The organism is Arthrobacter sp. CAU 1506, from assembly GCF_005047635.1.
Taxonomy (GTDB): Bacteria; Actinomycetota; Actinomycetes; order Actinomycetales; family Micrococcaceae; genus Crystallibacter.
Window position 1 is genome coordinate 36892 of sequence record NZ_SUKC01000016.1, and the last position, 17254, is coordinate 54145.

11 protein-coding genes and 1 tRNA gene are annotated in these 17254 nt (G+C 67.4%); 5 read left to right on the forward strand and 7 right to left on the reverse strand.

The annotated features are described in order from the left end of the window. The first annotated feature begins 153 nt into the window (after positions 1-153). Positions 154-1992, forward strand: a complete 1839-nt coding sequence (locus E4J89_RS15985) for a phosphoenolpyruvate carboxykinase (GTP) (RefSeq protein ID WP_136787200.1) — start codon at positions 154-156, stop codon at positions 1990-1992. 165 nt (positions 1993-2157) lie between these two features. Here the strand turns inward: E4J89_RS15985 and E4J89_RS15990 are convergent, their stop codons facing one another. From E4J89_RS15990 to manB, 4 genes are all read right to left on the reverse strand, one after another. Then, positions 2158-3330, reverse strand: a complete 1173-nt coding sequence (locus E4J89_RS15990; protein ID WP_136787202.1) for a globin domain-containing protein — start codon at positions 3328-3330, stop codon at positions 2158-2160. A gap of 110 nt (positions 3331-3440) precedes the next feature. Next, entirely contained in the window at positions 3441-3890 is a 450-nt protein-coding gene (locus E4J89_RS15995) for an Rrf2 family transcriptional regulator (RefSeq protein ID WP_136787204.1), read from the reverse strand. 117 nt (positions 3891-4007) lie between these two features. Then, complete coding sequence (locus tag E4J89_RS16000; RefSeq protein WP_136787206.1) at positions 4008-4490, reverse strand: hypothetical protein; 483 nt, start codon at positions 4488-4490, stop codon at positions 4008-4010. After that, on the reverse strand, positions 4487-5965 hold the full coding sequence (gene manB, locus E4J89_RS16005) for a phosphomannomutase/phosphoglucomutase (protein ID WP_136787208.1): 1479 nt from the start codon (positions 5963-5965) through the stop codon (positions 4487-4489). Before manB ends, E4J89_RS16000 begins: the two co-directional genes overlap by 4 nt. A gap of 70 nt (positions 5966-6035) precedes the next feature. Here manB and E4J89_RS16010 point away from each other — a divergent pair, with 70 nt between their 5' ends. Further along, positions 6036-8240, forward strand: a complete 2205-nt coding sequence (locus E4J89_RS16010) for a DEAD/DEAH box helicase (protein WP_240691932.1) — start codon at positions 6036-6038, stop codon at positions 8238-8240. 245 nt (positions 8241-8485) lie between these two features. Beyond that, entirely contained in the window at positions 8486-9922 is a 1437-nt protein-coding gene (locus tag E4J89_RS16015) for a DUF2252 domain-containing protein (RefSeq protein WP_136787210.1), read from the forward strand. 107 nt (positions 9923-10029) lie between these two features. Here E4J89_RS16015 and E4J89_RS16020 read toward each other — a convergent pair whose 3' ends face one another. Continuing rightward, on the reverse strand, positions 10030-10485 hold the full coding sequence (locus E4J89_RS16020; RefSeq protein ID WP_240691933.1) for an LURP-one-related family protein: 456 nt from the start codon (positions 10483-10485) through the stop codon (positions 10030-10032). 461 nt (positions 10486-10946) lie between these two features. Here E4J89_RS16020 and E4J89_RS16025 point away from each other — a divergent pair, with 461 nt between their 5' ends. Next, positions 10947-12404 carry an FAD-dependent monooxygenase gene (locus tag E4J89_RS16025; protein ID WP_136787257.1) on the forward strand — a complete coding sequence of 486 codons (1458 nt, stop codon included), beginning with the start codon at positions 10947-10949 and terminating at the stop codon, positions 12402-12404. 80 nt (positions 12405-12484) lie between these two features. Here the strand turns inward: E4J89_RS16025 and E4J89_RS16030 are convergent. Then, positions 12485-12573: transfer RNA gene (locus E4J89_RS16030), tRNA-Ser, on the reverse strand. Positions 12574-12639: 66 nt separating this feature from the next. Continuing rightward, positions 12640-14718, reverse strand: coding sequence for a prolyl oligopeptidase family serine peptidase (locus E4J89_RS16035; RefSeq protein ID WP_136787214.1), 2079 nt, complete (start codon positions 14716-14718; stop codon positions 12640-12642). A gap of 419 nt (positions 14719-15137) precedes the next feature. Here E4J89_RS16035 and E4J89_RS16040 point away from each other — a divergent pair, with 419 nt between their 5' ends. Continuing rightward, on the forward strand, positions 15138-17141 hold the full coding sequence (locus E4J89_RS16040) for an FAD/NAD(P)-binding domain-containing protein (protein WP_136787216.1): 2004 nt from the start codon (positions 15138-15140) through the stop codon (positions 17139-17141). Positions 17142-17254: the final 113 nt, after the last annotated feature.

Genomic DNA, 17254 nt, shown 5'->3' on the forward strand with positions numbered 1-17254 from the left:
ATCACATATTTGATCGCGGTCACAACCAAAAACCCCGGAATCGCGGGGCTCATCCTCTTCGTCCCCGCCGAGGCTGGTTGGTGGGCCCCCGACTGGTCTAGCCGGTGGCCCATAGCATCAGTACACACCACTGGCCCAAGAAAGGGATGAGTCATGGGCGATACAACGCGTCAGCCGGTTCTTGAGGAAACACTTGGGGACGCCCCAACTACACATGCACAGCTTCTGGCCTGGGTGGCCGAAGTTTCCGAGCTGACGCAGCCCGACTCTGTGTATTGGGTGGACGGCTCCGAAGCGGAATACGCACGCCTGACCGACCAGTTGGTCGAGGCCGGAACGCTGCAGCGGCTGAACCCTGAGCTGTTCCCGAACTCGTTCGTCGGTTCGTCCGACCCGAAGGACGTGGCCCGCGTTGAAGAGCGGACCTTCATCTGCTCCGAGAAGGAGGCGGATGCCGGGTTTACCAACAACTGGATGGACCCCGCCGAGATGAAGGCGATCCTGCGGGAACGCTTCGCCGGCAGCATGCGCGGGCGCACCATGTACGTGATCCCGTTCGTCATGGGTCCCCTGGATGCCGAGCAGCCGCAGTACGGCGTCGAAATCACTGACTCCGCCTACGTGGTCGCTTCGATGCGCATCATGGCCCGGATCGGCACCGACGTGCTGCGCAAGATGGAAGCCGAGGATGCGTTCTTCGTCCCCGCGCTGCATTCCGTCGGCGCCCCGCTGGAGCCCGGCGAGGCCGACGTCGTGTGGCCGTGCAACGAAGAGAAGTGGATCGTGCACTTCCCGGAAGAGCGCTCCATCTGGTCCTACGGCTCCGGCTACGGCGGAAACGCGCTGCTGGGCAAGAAGTGCTACGCCCTGCGTATCGCCTCGGTGATCGCCCGGGACGAAGGCTGGCTGGCCGAGCACATGCTCATCCTCAAGCTCACCAGTCCGGAAGGCAAGGCCTACAACGTTGCGGCAGCCTTCCCCTCTGCTTGCGGCAAGACCAACCTGGCGCTGCTGGATCCCACCATCGAAGGCTGGAAGGCCGAGACCCTGGGTGATGACATCAACTGGATGCGCATCGGCAAGGAGGGCGAGCTGCGCGGCGTGAACCCGGAGTACGGGCTGTTCGGCGTCGCGCCGGGAACCGGCTGGGGCACCAACCCCAACGCCATGCGCGCCATCGCCAAGGGCAACTCCATCTTCACCAACGTCGCATTGACCGACGACGGCGGTGTCTGGTGGGAGGGCATGACCGAGGAAGTGCCTGCTCACCTGACCGACTGGGAGGGCAATGACTGGACGCCGGACTCCGGCCGTCCCGCCGCCCATCCGAACTCGCGCTTCTGCACCCCGATCTCGCAGATCGACATGCTGGCCCAGGAGTACTACAGCCCGGACGGTGTGGAGATCCACGCCATCCTCTTCGGCGGCCGCCGCAAGACCACCATCCCGCTGGTCACCCAGGCCCGCTCCTGGACCAACGGCATCTTCATGGGGTCCACGCTGTCTTCGGAAACCACCGCTGCTGCGGCTGGTGCCGTCGGAGTGGTCCGCCGCGACCCGATGGCGATGCTTCCTTTCATCGGCTACAACGCCGGCGACTACCTCAAGCACTGGGGAACCATCGAGGGCAAGGCCAACCCGGAGCGCCTGCCCAAGGTCTTCCTGGTCAACTGGTTCCGCCGCACGGCCGACGGCGGCTTCGCCTGGCCGGGCTTCGGCGAGAACTCCCGCGTGCTGAAGTGGGCTATCGAGCGCATCGAGGGCACCGCGGACGCCAGGGAGACTCCGATTGGGTACATCCCGACCGGAGAGTCGATCGACCTGACCGGCCTTGACATGACTCCAGGGCAGGTGGAAGAAGCCGTCAAGGTGGATCCCCAGGAGTGGAAGGAAGAGCTCAAGGGCATCGAGGAGTGGTACGCCCGCTTCGGCGAGGCACTGCCCGACGAGCTGGCTGCCGAACTGAAGCAGCTGCAGGCCCGCTTCGCCTGATCGGAAAAGTCCGGGCCGCCTTGATGGCCCAAAAACGGGTGAGACCCGGCGCTGTTGCGCCGGGTCTCACCCGTTTTGCTGTCCTGGGCCTTGCCCGGATCGCCAGCCGCAGTGCCGAGCCCGTGGAGCCGCTGGTCTAGACCGGCGACTCCGCGGGCGGCGGGTTTAGTTAGCCGAGGCCAGCCAGAGGTCCGGACCGAAGACCTCGTAATGGACCTTCGTGGCCGGAATGCCGGCGTCGATCGCCTGGCTGCGGATCGACTTCATGAACGGCAGCGGGCCGCAGACGTAGACCGACGCGTCCGCCGGCAGTTCCACATCCTGCAGGGTCATGAAGCCGGTGTTGAAGCCTTCGGTCGGCTCTTCCAGCCAGAGCTGGAGGTTGGCGCCGTCCAGCTTCTCGACGTCCTCGGTCATCTGCTCGCGCAGGGCCCAGGCTTCCAGGCTCTTCTCTGCGTGCAGCACGATCACTTCGCGGTCCGATCCCTGGCTGGCCAAGAGCCGCAGCGCGGAGGCGGACGGCGTGCAGCCGATGCCCGCGGTAGCGAAGACCAGCGGCCCATCTCCGTCGTCCAAGGTGACGTCTCCGTAGGGGTTGGACAGCTCCAGCACGTCGCCCACCTGCACCTCGGAGTGCAGGACCGGGGAAACCTCGCCGCCGTCGTCGCGCTTGGTGGTGAAGACGCGGCGGGTGGTGGACTCGACGTCGGAGCTAAGCGAGTACTGCCTGACCTGGCGCAGCCCGTCCGCCAACGTGACCTTGACCGAGACGAACTGGCCCGGGACGGCAACGGTGGCCGGGGTGTCGTCGGCCGGTTCCAGCACAAAGGTCATGCAGCCGATGCCTGCCGGGGTCTTCTCCACCACCTTCCACGGGGTCCACATCTTGTCATTGGCCTGCTGTGCGTAGAGGCCCTTCTCCAGCTTGATCAGGGCATCGGCCATCAGCCAGTAGACCTCGGTCCACGCTTCGGCGATTTCCGCCGTGATCACGTCGGCCAACTCTTCGGCAATCGCCTCGAAGAGGTACTTATAAACGATCTGGTACTGGTCCTCGGTGATGCCCAACGAGGTGTGCTTGTTGGCAATGCGGCTGAGCATCTGCTCCGGCACCAGGTCCGGGTTGGCGACCAGTGCGGAGGCGAAGGCGGCAATCGAGCCCGCCAGGGCCTTCTGCTGCTCGCCGTTGCGCTGGTTCGCGCGGCTGAACAACCCGTCCAACAGTTCCGGATGGGCGGCAAACATCCGCGAGTAGAAGTTCGGGGTGATGCTCCCGAGCCGCTCGCCGACGAGGGGCAGGGTGGCTTCGATGATGGGGCGGGATTTTTCCGAGAGCACTGCTACTCCTTGCTGGAAGTGAACGTTACGAGATCAAAGTAGCACCGCAAATGCTAGTTTAAATCCATGTTTCTACGTGTTGTAGAAAAAGTTCAGCGGAATGGTGCGGATCAGGCCGGACGGCGGGTGAGCAACGTCACAAACACCGGCTCCATTTGTGACTGGTGCGGCAGCGAGGAGACCACCACGGAGTCCAGTTCGAGGTAAAAAGCCTCGCGTGCACGGCGCAGTGCCCCGCGCAGTCCGCAGTTGTTGTTCATCGGGCAATCGCCGTTGGGCGACTCGCAATCCACCAGGTCTTCGCGGGCATCCAGGGTGCGCAGCACGCTGCCCACCGTGACTGCCCGGCCGGCAGGGCTGATCCGCACGCCGCCGGACCGGCCGCGCACCGCTTCGATGAGTCCGAGCCCGCGCAACTTCAGCACCGCCTTGCTGACATGGTTGTACGGCGTCCCCACCCCGTCGGCAATGGCCTGGGTGGTCATCAGTTCTCCGTCCGGGGCTGCCGAGAGCAGCATCAGCGCCCGGAGGCACACATCGGAGAACGCATTGATACGCATGCTTGCCATATTAGCCGCCCGCTCTTGACAAAAGCTGCGGCTGTGCCTTCAATCACCCGGTGCGGCGCAGCCCCGGGTCCTCGGGCCCATCCCGACGACGGGGCACGGCGGCCCTGCTCAGCCCTCCGCCGGGCCGGCTTCTTCCACGGCATCGGGCCAGACGAGGCGTTCCTGCGGGTCCACGAAGGGGTCGGGATAGCTCCACTTGCCATCGTCGTCGTGATGATAGGGCTGAATGGCGGAGACGGCGACGCCGGTGGAGTGCTCCACGGCAATCTGGATCGCGTCGGCGTCCTCTTCGGGCAGGAAGATGTCGCTGATCACGGCGACGGCGCGGAAGTCTCCGCGTTCCTGCCGCAGCGTGGCATACAGATCCTCGATCATGCCGTCCACGTTGACCTCGGCCGCCTCCGCATCAAGATCATCCGGAGAGACCACCACCAGGCGCAGTCCGCCGTCGTGCGTGGTGACCAGCGCCGCCGGCAGGAACGCCCCGTGGTCGGCCAACTGCTCCTGCGCTACACCCAGTCCGGTGCCGAACAGCGTGTCGATGTCGGCCAGTACCTCGGCGGGCAGGCCGTCGCGCCAGGACGCACTCATGCTGCTTCCCGGACCCGGGCCAGGACATGTTCACGGAGCGTGGTGAGCAGTGCCGGGCTGGTGGCTTCGGCGTTCAGGCGCAGGAACGGTTCCGTGTTGGAGGGCCGCAGGTTGAACCACCAGGATCCGTCGTCGGCAATGACGGTGGTGCCGTCCAGACGGTCCACGCTCACGCCGGTTCCCGCGTAGGCGGCGGGGCAGTCGGCCGCGGTGGCGGCGGTCCCAGCGGCGGCCGGGTCGCCGGCCAGAGCGGGCGCGAAGTCGGCCAGCACACGGGCGACGGCGGCGTCCTTGTCCTCGACCTGCGAGTTCAGTTCACCGGTGGCGTGGTAGGGATCGTATTCGGCGGCCAGTTCGGACAGCGGCGTCGGCTGTTCACCGAGCGCGGCCAGGACATGCATGGCGGCGAGCATGCCGGTGTCGGCGTTGTAGAAGTCGCGGAAGTAGTAGTGCGCGGAGTGTTCGCCGCCGAACACTGCCTTTTCTTCCGCCATGTGCGCCTTGATGAACGAGTGGCCCACCCGGGTGCGCACGGCCCGGCCGCCGGCGGCGGAAATGGCTTCGGGCACGGCGCGCGAGGTGATCAGGTTGTGGATCACGGCCGGCTGTTCTTCGCCGACTGCCTTGGCGCGGGCGATTTCCCGGCGCGCGACCAGCGCGGTGATGGCCGAGGGGGAGACCACGGCCCCGGTGTTATCAATCACAAAGCAGCGGTCGGCGTCGCCATCGAAGGCCAGGCCGATGTCGGCCCCGTGCTCCCGGACGGCGGCCTGCAGGTCCACCAGGTTATCCGGTTCCAGCGGGTTGGCCGGATGGTTGGGGAAGGTGCCGTCCAGTTCGAAGTACAGCGGCACAATCTGCAGCGGCAGCGCCGGTAGGAGGCTGTCGCCGAGCACCGCGGGAGTGGTCATTCCGGCCATGCCGTTGCCGGCGTCGACCACCACTTTCAGCGGCCGGATGCCGGTGAGGTCCACCAGCGAACGCAGGTACCCGGCGTAGCCGGAGAGCACGTTGGTTTCGGTGATGGTTCCCGTGCCGGTGCCGTCCGGGATGCCGGTCTCGAGGTATTTCTGCGCCCGGTCGCGGATGTCGAACATTCCGGTGTCGGAAGAGACCGGCACGGCGCCGGGCTTCGCCATCTTCATGCCGTTGTACTGGGCCGGGTTGTGGCTGGCGGTGAACACCACTCCGGCGGCGTCGAGGGATCCGCAGGCATAGTAGAGCTCGTCGGTGGAAATCAGTCCCAGCATCACGATGTTGGCACCCCGGCCGGCTGCGCCGTGCGCGAACGCGGCAGTGAACTCCGGCGAGGACGGGCGCATGTCCCCGCCCACCAGCACCGTCTGCCCGGCCAGGGACAGCACGTCCACGAAGGCGGCTCCAGTCGCTTCGACAGTAGCGGCGGTAATGGTCTCGCCCACGATCCCGCGGACGTCGTAGGCCTTGAAGGACAGGCCAAGATCTATGCTGCTCACCTCACCAGCTTATAAGGGGCACCTGTGGAAAAGGGACAGGTTGTCAGCTGCGGCTGGAATACTGGGCAGCATGGCTGAGCGGACCGACGGGACAATGGACACTGCGACGGCGGAGATCGCCACACTGGAAACGGCGGCGGCCGGGCAGGACGGCGGCGCCCTGCGCCAAGAGGCCACGGCGCTGCTGCGGGCCCTGGTGGGCAACGACGCGGCGGAGTTCCACGAGGGCCAATTCGAGGCCGTCGAGGCGCTGGTCTCCGGCGGCCGCCGGGCACTGGTGGTGCAACGCACCGGCTGGGGCAAGTCGGCGGTCTACTTTGTGGCGAGCCTGCTGCTGCGCCGCCGGGGCGCCGGTCCCACGTTGATCGTCTCGCCGCTGCTCGCGCTGATGCGCGACCAGGTGGCCGCTGCCGAACGCGCCGGCGTGCGCGCCGCCGCCATCAACTCGGCCAACCAGCTGGAATGGGGGCAGATCCAGGAGCAGCTGGCCGCCAACACGGTGGATGTGCTGCTGGTATCGCCCGAGCGGCTGAACAATCCGCGCTTCCGGGACGAGCAGCTGCCGCAGCTGGTGGGCAGCTCCGGACTGTTGGTGATTGACGAGGCCCACTGCATCTCCGACTGGGGCCACGATTTCCGCCCCGACTACCGCCGGATCCGGGACCTGATCGGGCAGCTCCCGGACCGGGTGCCGGTGCTGGCCACCACAGCCACCGCCAACTCCCGCGTGGTCCATGACATCGAAGAGCAGCTCGGCCTGCATGCCACCGCGGAGCACGACGGCGGGGTGCTCACCATCCGGGGGCCGCTCGCCCGCGCCTCGCTGCGGTTGGGGGTGCTCCGGCTGGCCAGCCCGCGTGCCCGGCTCGGCTGGCTGCTCACCCACCTGAACGACCTGCCCGGCAGCGGGATTATCTACGCACTCACGGTCTCCGCGGCAGAGGATACGGCACGGCTGCTGCGTGAGGCCGGCCATGAGGTGGCCGCTTACACCGGCCGCACCGATCCTGCCGAGCGGGAACAAGCGGAAGCGGCGCTGAAGGAGAACCGGGTCAAGGCGCTGGTCGCCACCAGCGCGCTCGGCATGGGGTTCGACAAGCCGGACCTTGGCTTCGTGGTCCATCTGGGGGCGCCAAGCTCCCCGGTGGCGTACTACCAGCAGGTGGGGCGTGCCGGGCGCGGAACCCCGAACGCCGACGTACTGCTGCTGCCGGGCACCGAGGACCGGGATATCTGGGAGTACTTCGCCACCGCATCGATGCCCAACGAGGGGACCGCCACCGCCGTGCTCCGCGAACTGGCCGCTCCCGGCACGGTGCTGTCCACGGCGGCGCTGGAGACGCTGGTCAACCTGAAGCGCTCGCCGCTGGAGCTGCTGCTGAAGGTCCTGTCCGTGGACGGCGCGGTGCGCAAGGTCAGCGGCGGCTGGGAGGGAACCGGCCAACCCTGGGTGTATGACGCGGAGCGCTACGGGCGCATTGCGCAGGCCCGGGTGGCGGAACAGAACGCCATGCTGGACTACGAGAACACGTCCGGCTGCCGGATGGAGTTCCTGGCCAGCGCGTTGGACGATCCGGCCGCCGCGCCGTGCGGTCGCTGCGACAACTGTGCCGGACCCTGGTACTCGGACAGCATCGCGGCCGAAGCCACTGAAAGCGCAGGCGCCGCCCTGCAGCGGGCCGGTGTCGAGCTGGAACCCCGAGCCATGTGGCCCAGCGGAATGGACAAGCTGGGCGTGCCGGTCAAGGGCAAGATCCCGCCGGCCGAGGCCAACGGCAGCGGGCGGGCGCTGGCACGCCTGACAGATCTGGGCTGGGGCGGGCAACTGAGGGAGGTCTTTGGCACCGATGCTCCGGACCGTGAGGTGCCTGCCGGCATGCTGAAAGCCTGCGTGCAGGTTCTGGCCCAATGGGGTTGGGCAGAGCGGCCGGTGGCCATCGTGAACGTGCCGTCGCGGAGCCGGCCGCTGCTAGTGCAGTCGCTCGCCCGGGGGCTCTCGGACATTGGCCAGTTGCCGTACCTCGGCGAACTCGCTGTCCCGCACGGCGGCCCGTGCAGCGGCCCCGGCGGCAACAGCGCCTTCCGGCTGGCCGATGTCTGGGACCAGTTCCAGGTCCCCGATGGCGGGGAAGCATGGCTGGCGCAGAACCGGGGCCCCGTGCTGCTGGTCGATGATCTCGCCGACAGCCGCTGGACGCTGACCGTGGCCGGCCGCGCACTGCGGCTGGCCGGGGCGGAATCCGTGCTGCCCTTCGCGCTCGCGCTCAAGGGCTGAGTTGCCCCAGGGCCGCTCGGCGGTCGTACGCTCACGGGCTGAGCTGCGGCCTCCCGGGCTGAGTCGCGACCTCCCCTTGTACGTTGACGGTTGGCTGTGCCGGGGCCACAATCGCATTGTCAACGCGGACGAGATGCCGCGGGCCTAGGTGAAGGGCTGCCTGGCCCGGCGGGTCCCGAACGTTCGAGGCCGCCAGCGCTGGTCGGATGGTGGCTCGCTCCTAGCATCAGGGGAGGTCGCTGAGCGTGGCCGAGAAGAAAATCGAGCACCCGACCGTCGAGGAGCGCGCCTCCCGCGGCAAGGAAAGCCGCCAGAAGACGCCCGTCTCCAGCCACACCGGCTGGATTCCTGCCTCCGACCGGCCCGACCCGATAGCACTCCTCGAGAAACAGAACCAGACCAGGGAACAGGATCTGGTGCCGGTGCGGCACGGTCGGATGCTGGTCTCACCATTCGCGTTCTACCGCGGCGCGGCCAAGATCATGGCCGCCGACCTGAAGGACACGCCGCGGGCCGGCCTCCCGTCCCAGCTGTGCGGGGACGCCCACCTGTCCAACTTCGGTGTGTTTGCTTCGCCCGAGCGGAACCTGCTGTTCGACTTGAACGACTTTGACGAGACGCTTCCAGGGCCGTTCGAGTACGACGTCAAACGCATGTCCGCGAGCTTCACCATCGCGGCCCGGAACAACGCGTTTACGAAGGACGAAACACGGGACGTGACGCTCACCGCGGTTCGCGCCTACCGTGAGGCGATGGCGCAGTTCGCGCAGATGCGGACGCTGGACATCTGGTACGCCCGCCTGTCCGAGGAGCAGTTGGTGGAAGCCATCGACCTGGCCGTGGCATCTCAGAAGGGCAAAGCCCTCAAGAAGGCAGCCAAGCGGATGGGACAGACGGCGCGGCAGGGCCTCGAAAAGGCCCACGCCCGAGACAACCTGCAGGCACTCTCCAAGCTCGCCGAGCGGGTGGACGGCAGCTACCGGATTGTCGGCCAGCCGCCCATCGTCATTCCGGCCCGGGAGCTGGCGGATGTGTATGGCATGTCCGGCGATGAAGTTGCGCACCTGATTCGTGAACAGTTCCGGTCCTACCGGGCCACACTGCAGGACGACCGGCGTTACCTCCTTGAACAATTCGAAGTCATCGACGTCGCCCGCAAGGTCGTGGGCGTTGGCAGCGTCGGTACGCGCGCGTACATCGCCTTGCTCAAGGGGCGCGATCAACAGGATCCGCTGTTTCTCCAGGTCAAGGAGGCCACGCGGTCGGTGCTCGAGGACCACTTGCCGAAGAGCAAGTTCCGGCAGCCCGGCGAGCGGGTGGTGCAGGGGCAGCGGATGATGCAGGCCGCGAGCGACATTTTCCTGGGCTGGACCAAGGGCGTGCAGGACAACCGTTTCCTGTATTGGCGCCAGCTACGGGATATGAAGGGCTCGGCCGTGGTGGAAGTGATGAAGCCGCGCGGCTTGACCTTCTATGCCAGTGCCTGCGGCTGGACCCTGGCCCGTGCGCACGCCCGATCAGGTGACCCGATCGCGATCGCCGCGTATCTGGGCAAGAGCACCAAATTCGACGTCTCCATCGCGGATTTCTCCGAGCGTTACGCGGACCAGAACGAGAAGGACTACCAGGCTTTCACCGACGCGGTGCGGACCGGCCGGCTAGAAGCAATCCACGGCGTCTAAGTCCAAAGCGTCAGCCGGGGACCGCTTGCCGGCCGGCGCCCGCTGGCGGCATCGCGGCCAGCGTAGATCAGGTTCGGTCCATGGCCGGGCGCCATTCTCTGGCCAGGCTACGTCAACGAGTCGATTGCGACGGTGAGGGCAAGGATGAGCGGGACGTCTTCGCCCGCCGAGATTTCGACGCCGTAGGACTCACGCACGCGGAACCACTTCTTCGAGATCGTGGCGACGGTGCGGCCGTCGCGCTCGATCTGGTACTCGTGGTCGACGATGTTACCGTGCGCCTTCAGATCCTCGCCGTCCTTCACATCGATGGCGAAACGATCCCGGATCCCGATCAGCGCCTTGTGGACCGTCGCGGCGGTGTCGCCGCCGCGCTTGACGTCGACCTTGTCCCGGATCGAGAGCTTGCGCTCCTGAATGCTCGCCAGTTCGTTTCCGGAGGTGTCCTCCAAAACGAACGTGTCCCGGATTCGGACCGCCTTGCCGTTGACCTTGAAGACTCGTTGGCCCTGGTCGTTCTCGATCCAGAAGTCATCCCCGATCGAGAGCAGTTTCTCGCGCATCTGAAACCGCGCGCCTGCGGGTTCTTCAGGCCGGTGCCGTAATAGTCCCATGTCCGGTTCATCCTTCGGATTCGAGCCCTGTGATGTCGGCGAGGGTTTCACCGGCCACGTTTTCATAGTCGGCCATGATGATCTCTCCATCTGGTTGCGGGGGAAGCCGAGGAACGCGATGCGGCCGGATCGCCACGGCTCTAGTCGCAACCTAATCCGCCAAAGCGGAGGAAGGCATCACCCGAAGGGGATGAGGATGGTCAATGCCAGATAACCAGCCCGGCGACGACCGTGACGACCGACGGGAACCAGGCGACGGCCGTGCCCAGAGCCCAAGGACGTGTCTGTGCCGCCACTTTTAATCTATCGCGCACAAGGGGGCTTGCGGCAAGGCCCCCGTCATGCCCCAAACTGGCTCGGACGTGCATGGAAGAGGCGTACGGACAAGGCTTGGAAAGGCGGTGGCTGCGATGGCCGACGTGATCATTGCCGGAGGCGGCCCGACCGGGATGATGCTGGCCGCTGAACTCACCCTGGCCGGGGTGGAGGCGGCGATTGTGGAGCGCCGTCGGACGCCGGAGCTGGTGGGCTCGCGTGCGGGCGGATTCCACTCACGGACCATCGAAATCCTCGATCAGCGCGGGATTGCCGACCGGTTCCTCGCCGAGGGGCAGCGCGTCCAGGCAGCATTCTTCGGGAACACCAAGCTGGACGTGAGCGACTTTCCGACCCGGCACCCCTACACGCTTGGCCTGTGGCAGAACCATATTGAGCGGATCCTCGCCGGCTGGATTGAGGAGCTGGGCGTGCCGGTCCATCGGGGTCTCGAGGTGGCCGGCTTCGCCCAGGACCACAGCGGGGTCGAAGTGCAGCTTGCCGACGGCGGGCGGATGCATGCGCAGTACCTGGTCGGCGCCGACGGCGGGCGCAGCGCTGTCCGGAAGGCCGCCGACATCGATTTCCCCGGCTGGGACGCGACGCGGAGCAACCTGATCGCCGAAGTGGAGGTAACCGAGGAGACACCGGCGGGCGTGCGCATCGACGAGGTGGGAATTCACGGGCTGCACCTGATGGAGGACGGCCGAACAATGCGGGTGATCGTGACCGAGAGGCAACTTGGCCCGGCAACCGAACCCACCCTCGCCGAACTCGGCAAAGCGCTGACCGAGATCTATGACACCGACTTTGGAATCCACAGTCCGAAATGGATTTCGCGGTTCACTGATGCCACGCGACAGGCCGCGACCTACCGCAGCGGCCGGGTGCTGCTGGCCGGCGACGCCGCGCACATCCATGCACCGTCCGGCGGGCAGGGAATCGGCCTCGGCATCCAGGACGCCGTCAACCTTGGCTGGAAGCTCGCCCAGGTGGTCAAGGGCCTTACCCCGGACAGTCTGCTGGACACGTACCACGCCGAGCGGCACCCCGCCGGCGCCCGGGCGCTGAAGCACACGATGGCGCAGTCGCTCATGCAGCGGGCCGATCCTCGGATCGGCGCGTTGGCCGACACGGTGGCCGACCTGTTGACCATTGAGCAGGCCAGGAAACAGGTGGCCGGGCTCATTTCCGGCCTGGACGTCCGCTACGACCTCGGCGACGGGCATCCGCTGCTCGGGCGCCGGATGCCCGACCTCGACCTCGTCACGGTCAACGGCCCGCTGCGCGTGTTCACGCTCCTGCACGATGCCCGAGCTGTGCTGCTCAACCTCGCGGCGCCGGGCAGCATCGATGTGGGACCGTGGGCGGGGCGGGTGCAGTTAGTAGACGCCGCGTACGACGGCGGGTGGGAGCTTCCGGTGATCGGTCCAGTCAGCGCGCCCGAGGCCGTCCTCATCCGGACCGACGGGCATGTGGCCTGGACGGGAGGCGGGACACAGTCTGGCCTGCGGGAGGCGCTAACCACCTGGTTCGGGCCCGCGCGGCCCTAAGGCCGGCCCACTTCATGCCGGCTGGGCGGGCCGGGCCCCGGAGACGCAAAAACTCCCCCGGTTTCCCGGGGGAGTTGACGCGGAGACGGGGGGATTTGAACCCCCGGTCGAGTTTAACCCCGACCCTTCATTAGCAGTGAAGTCCATTCGGCCGCTCTGGCACGTCTCCAAACGCTATTGCTAGCCACACAAGACTACCCAGAACCGAGGGTCAAGAGCAAAACCGCCGAACGGCCTAGTCCGTCAGCGCCCGCCACAAGAAGGTGTGTGAGAGGGCTTGCAGCCGGGCAGTCTGCTTGTTGTCGCTGGCGCCGGCATGGCCGCCCTCCAACGCCTCGTGGAACCAGACGTTCTCCACGCCCAACTCCAGCATCCGCGCCGCCATTTTCCGCGCCTGCACCGGGCCGACCCTATCGTCCGAGGTGGCGGTCCAGATCAGCGCATCCGGATACTCGGTGCCCGGCTGGAGCAGGTGGTAGGGCGAGAAGGTGCGGATGAACTCCCACTGCGCCGGGTCCTCCGGATCCCCGTACTCGGCAATCCAGGAGTAGCCGGCGGAGAGCTTGGTGTAGCGGGCCATGTCCAGCAGCGGCACCCCGCAGGACACCGCGCCGAACAGGTGCGGGTAGCTGGTCATCATATTGCCCACCAGCAGGCCGCCGTTCGATCCGCCCGCGCAGCCCAGCCGCTCCCGCCGGGTGACGCCCCGGTCCGTCAGGTCCTGGGCCACCGCCGCGAAGTCCTCGTAAGCGCGGTGCCGGTTGGCCTGCAGCGCCGCCCGGTGCCATCCCGGACCGTACTCGCCGCCGCCGCGGATGTTGGCCACCACATACACTCCGCCGCGGCCGTCCGCGGTGCGCTGTTCCAGCCACGCCCGGCCGACGGTTCCGCTGTAGCCAGGGGTCCTGGCGATTTCGAATCCGCCGTAACCCGAGAGCAGCACGGGATTGCCGCCGTCGTACCTGAGGTCTTTTGGCGCCACCTGGAAATAGGGCACCTGGGTGCCGTCCTTGGAGGTGGCGAAGTGCTGCTGGACCTCGTAGGCGTCAGCCTCAAAGTACGACGGCGAAGCCTTGACTTCCGCCGCCGGCCCGCCGATGGTGCCGCGCGAGAGCGTGGAGGGAGTGAGGTAGCCGGTGGCCACCAGCCAGTAGTCGTCGGACTCTTCGTCATCCACAGCCGAGGCATCCACGGCATGCAGCGGCGGGCAATCCTGCAGCTCCGAGGCCGACCACCCGTCCGACGGATCCAGCACCCGGACCTGGGAAGAGACATCGTGCAGCAGATTCAGCAGCAGGTAGTTCTTCGTCCAACTCCAGGACTGCAGCGAGGTTGCCGCATCCGGCGCGAACAACACCTCCACCTGGCGGTCGCCGGCCAGGAACGCTTCCAGATCCGCCGCCAGCAGCGAGCCCGCGGGTTGGACGGAACCGCCGATTTCCCAGTCGCCCTGCGGCCTCATCAGCAGCCACTGGCGGTGCAGGTCCACGTTCACATCGGTGGGCACATCGATGGGCAACCATTCCGCGTCCCGACGCAGGTAGGTGCGGTAGTTGAAGAAGTCGATCACATCCACCGCGACGTCGCGTTCAAAGCCGGGCGTGGAATCGTGCCCGACCTGGGCCAGCATGTGGTCCTCGGGGACGTCGAAGTATTCCTGGGCCTCCGCCGGATCCTGGCCGCGGAGCAGGATGCGGCTGGTCCGCGGGTAGGAGGACGTGGTCAGCGAGCCCGGGCCGAAGTCGGTGCCCAGCAGAATCCGGTCCTGGTCCAGCCAGGAAACGTAGCTCTTGGCCACGGGGATATCGAAGCCATCGGCCACGAAGGCCCGGTCCTCGACGTCAAACTCCCGCAGCCGCACGGCATCGCCGCCATCGGGTGACAACCGCAGCATCGCCCGCCGGTAGCTGACGCCGTCGGCCGGACGCAGGAAGGCGGAACCGGCGTACACCCACTCGATGCCCTCGGCCGCGGCCAGCGCATCCACATCCAGCAGGACCTCCCACTCGGGGGAATCCGTCAGGTAGCTTTCCCACGTAGTCCGCCGGAGCAGGCCACGGGGGTTCGCCTTGTCGCGCCAGAAGTTGTAGTAGAAGTGGCCGCGCTTGGTGACGGCGGGAATCCGGTCTTCCGCGTCGAGGACCTCCAGGATGCCGGCCTCCATCTCGCTGAACTGCCCGTCCACCAGCTTGTCCTCGGTGCGCCGGTTCTGGCCCTTCACCCAATCCAGCGGCTTGTCGCCGTAGATGTCCTCCAGCCAGATGAGGTCGTCCTGGGGCAAATGAGTGCTGTGCTGCGCGGAGTCCTGAGCCATGCACCCATCCTAGGCATGCTGCCGCGGACGCCAGCGTGCACCTCGCGGTGACAGCCGGCGCAACGTTGTCCTCCCGCCGGCCGGAGGGCTCGCAGATGGCTGGAGCGGGGCATGGACCGGCGGCGCGCGCGTCCGCTGGCGGACAGGATGCGCCACATTGTCCTCCCGTCAGTAAGCAAAGCTGGCGCTGCTTCCGTCCGCTGGCCCGAGATCACTGGGGCCTCCCGGATCAATCATGAGGACCGCTGGCCCTTCCGTGACGAATGTGGCGCCCGCTGTACAGGTAGGAGGTTGACGCGCACGGCGCGGGAAGGGGGAGCGCCGCGCCGTCCTGCTTGCGGGCCGTCGCGCTCGCGTCGCGCTCGCCGGGCCCGCTCCTCGGACCGTTGGCCCGGGCGGCAGCCCGTAGGCTAGAAAGCATGGACAATCCGGGCATCTATCGTGTAGCCATCGTGGGCGCAGGCCCGCGGGGCACCTCCGTGTTGGAACGAATATTGTCCAACCAGCAGGCACGCGGCGGGGCCCGGCTGCGGATCCATCTGGTGGACCCGTTCCCGCCGGGGCCGGGGCATGTCTGGCAGCCGAACCAATCGCGGTTGTTCCTGATGAACACGCCCTGCCTCTTCCCCACGGTGGTGCCGGCGCCGGGGACCGACCAGGTGGGACCCGATCCGGTGGCGGGGATGACGTTCGAGGCCTGGCGCTCCGCCGTAGCGGACGGCAACATTCCCGATGTGCCGCCAGCCGACGCGGAGGAGGCAGCAGCGCTGGGGCCCGCCGATTTTCCCAGCCGTGCGCTGTACGGCCGCTACCTAGCCTGGACCTTTGCGCACCTGGCCGCCCGGACCGGAGCGGATGCCTCGCTGACCGTTCATGCGGCCGAAGCCACCGGCCTGGCACGGCACGACGGCGGGTGGCAGCTGGAGTTGGACGACGGCACCACCCTGCCTGCTGACGCAGTGGTGCTGGCGCTGGGCCATGTGCCTGCGGCGCTGAACCCGGAGCAGCAGCAGCTCCAGGATGCGGCCGCCCGGCATGGGCTGAACTATCTGCCGCCGAATGTGCCGGCCGATGTGGACTGGGGCAGGCTTCCGCCCGGGCGCACGGTGCTGGTCCGCGGAATGGGCCTGAACTTTTTCGACCTGATGGTCCAGGTGACCGAAGGCCGCGGCGGACGGTTCCTGCCCGCGACAGACAGCCAGCCGCTGACCTACCTTCCGTCGGGGAAGGAACCGCGGCTGGTGGCCGGATCCCGGCGCGGCACCCCCTACCGGGCCAAGGCCAGCATCAACAGCTACATTCCGGCCGGCGTGGAGCTGCAGCACTTCACCACACACACGGCCCGCCTGTTCGCCGAAGCCGGCGTGCAGCCGGGTTTCGACCACGATCTGTGGCCCATGCTGCACCGCGACGTTTATTGGACCTATTACTCCACCCTGGCGCGGGAACAACCGGAATGCCTCAAGGTGCCACCGCAGGAGCTGCTGGCCGGGCTGGACCACCTGCTGGCGGAGAAATGGGAGCCAGGAAACCGGACGTTGCTGACACGCGTCCGGACCTACCTGGCCGAGCGGGTCAGCGAAGACAAGCTGCTGGACGTGGAAGCCCTGGCCAAACCCTTCGGCGGGCGGAAGTTTGGGTCCGCGGCGGAGTATCAGCAGGCGGTGCTGGGCTATCTGGACGCGGACGCGGAGGGTTCGGCGCGGGGTACCGATGATCCGCTCAAGATGGCGGTTGGGGCCCTGAACGCCGGCCGCTCGTTGCTCAAGAAGATCGTGGCCGACGGCGGCATCACCGAGGAATCATGGCTGGCCGAACTGCGCGGCTGGTTCGAACCGCTGGTCGAGGGACTGGCCAGCGGACCACCGGTGCAGCGCATCGAGCAGTTAGCGGCCCTGGCGCGGGCCGGCGTCGTGCAGTTTGCGGGTCCCGAGCCGGTGTACCAGGTGGACCCGGCGACCGGCCGCTTCCGGGTCACTTCGCCGTGGGTCGACGGCGCGGAATACAGCGCCGCCTACCTGGTGGAGGCGATGATGCCGGTCAACCGGGTGGCCCATAGCCGGTCGCCGCTGCTGCGCCGGATGTTCGAGGACGGCCTGGCCCGGCCCAAGCTGATGATTGGGCCGAACGGAGCGCCGGTGACCGGTTCAGGCCTGGATGTCACGCAGCCGCCGTACCGTCCGCTGGACCGGAACGGGCAGCCGGTGCAGGACCTGTACGTCATCGGGTTGCAACTGTCCGCGGTGCAGTGGGGCACCTCGATAGCCGCCGAAGCCGGGGCTTCCGGCGAGACCGGCGGCCGGACGTTGCAGGATGCCGACCGGATAGCCCGTGCCATCTTGGACGCCGCGGACCAAAGAAGCCTGGCCGGCGCCGCGCAGGCGGGCACCGCCGTCGTTGGCAGCAGGAGCCAAGCCGGCTGACGTGGGCAGCCGGGGCCAGGCCGGCTGACGCCGGCAGCAGGAGCCAGGCCGGCTGACGCCGGCAACGGAGCGAACGAACGGGCCCTCCCCACACTGAGAAGTACAGCGTGGGG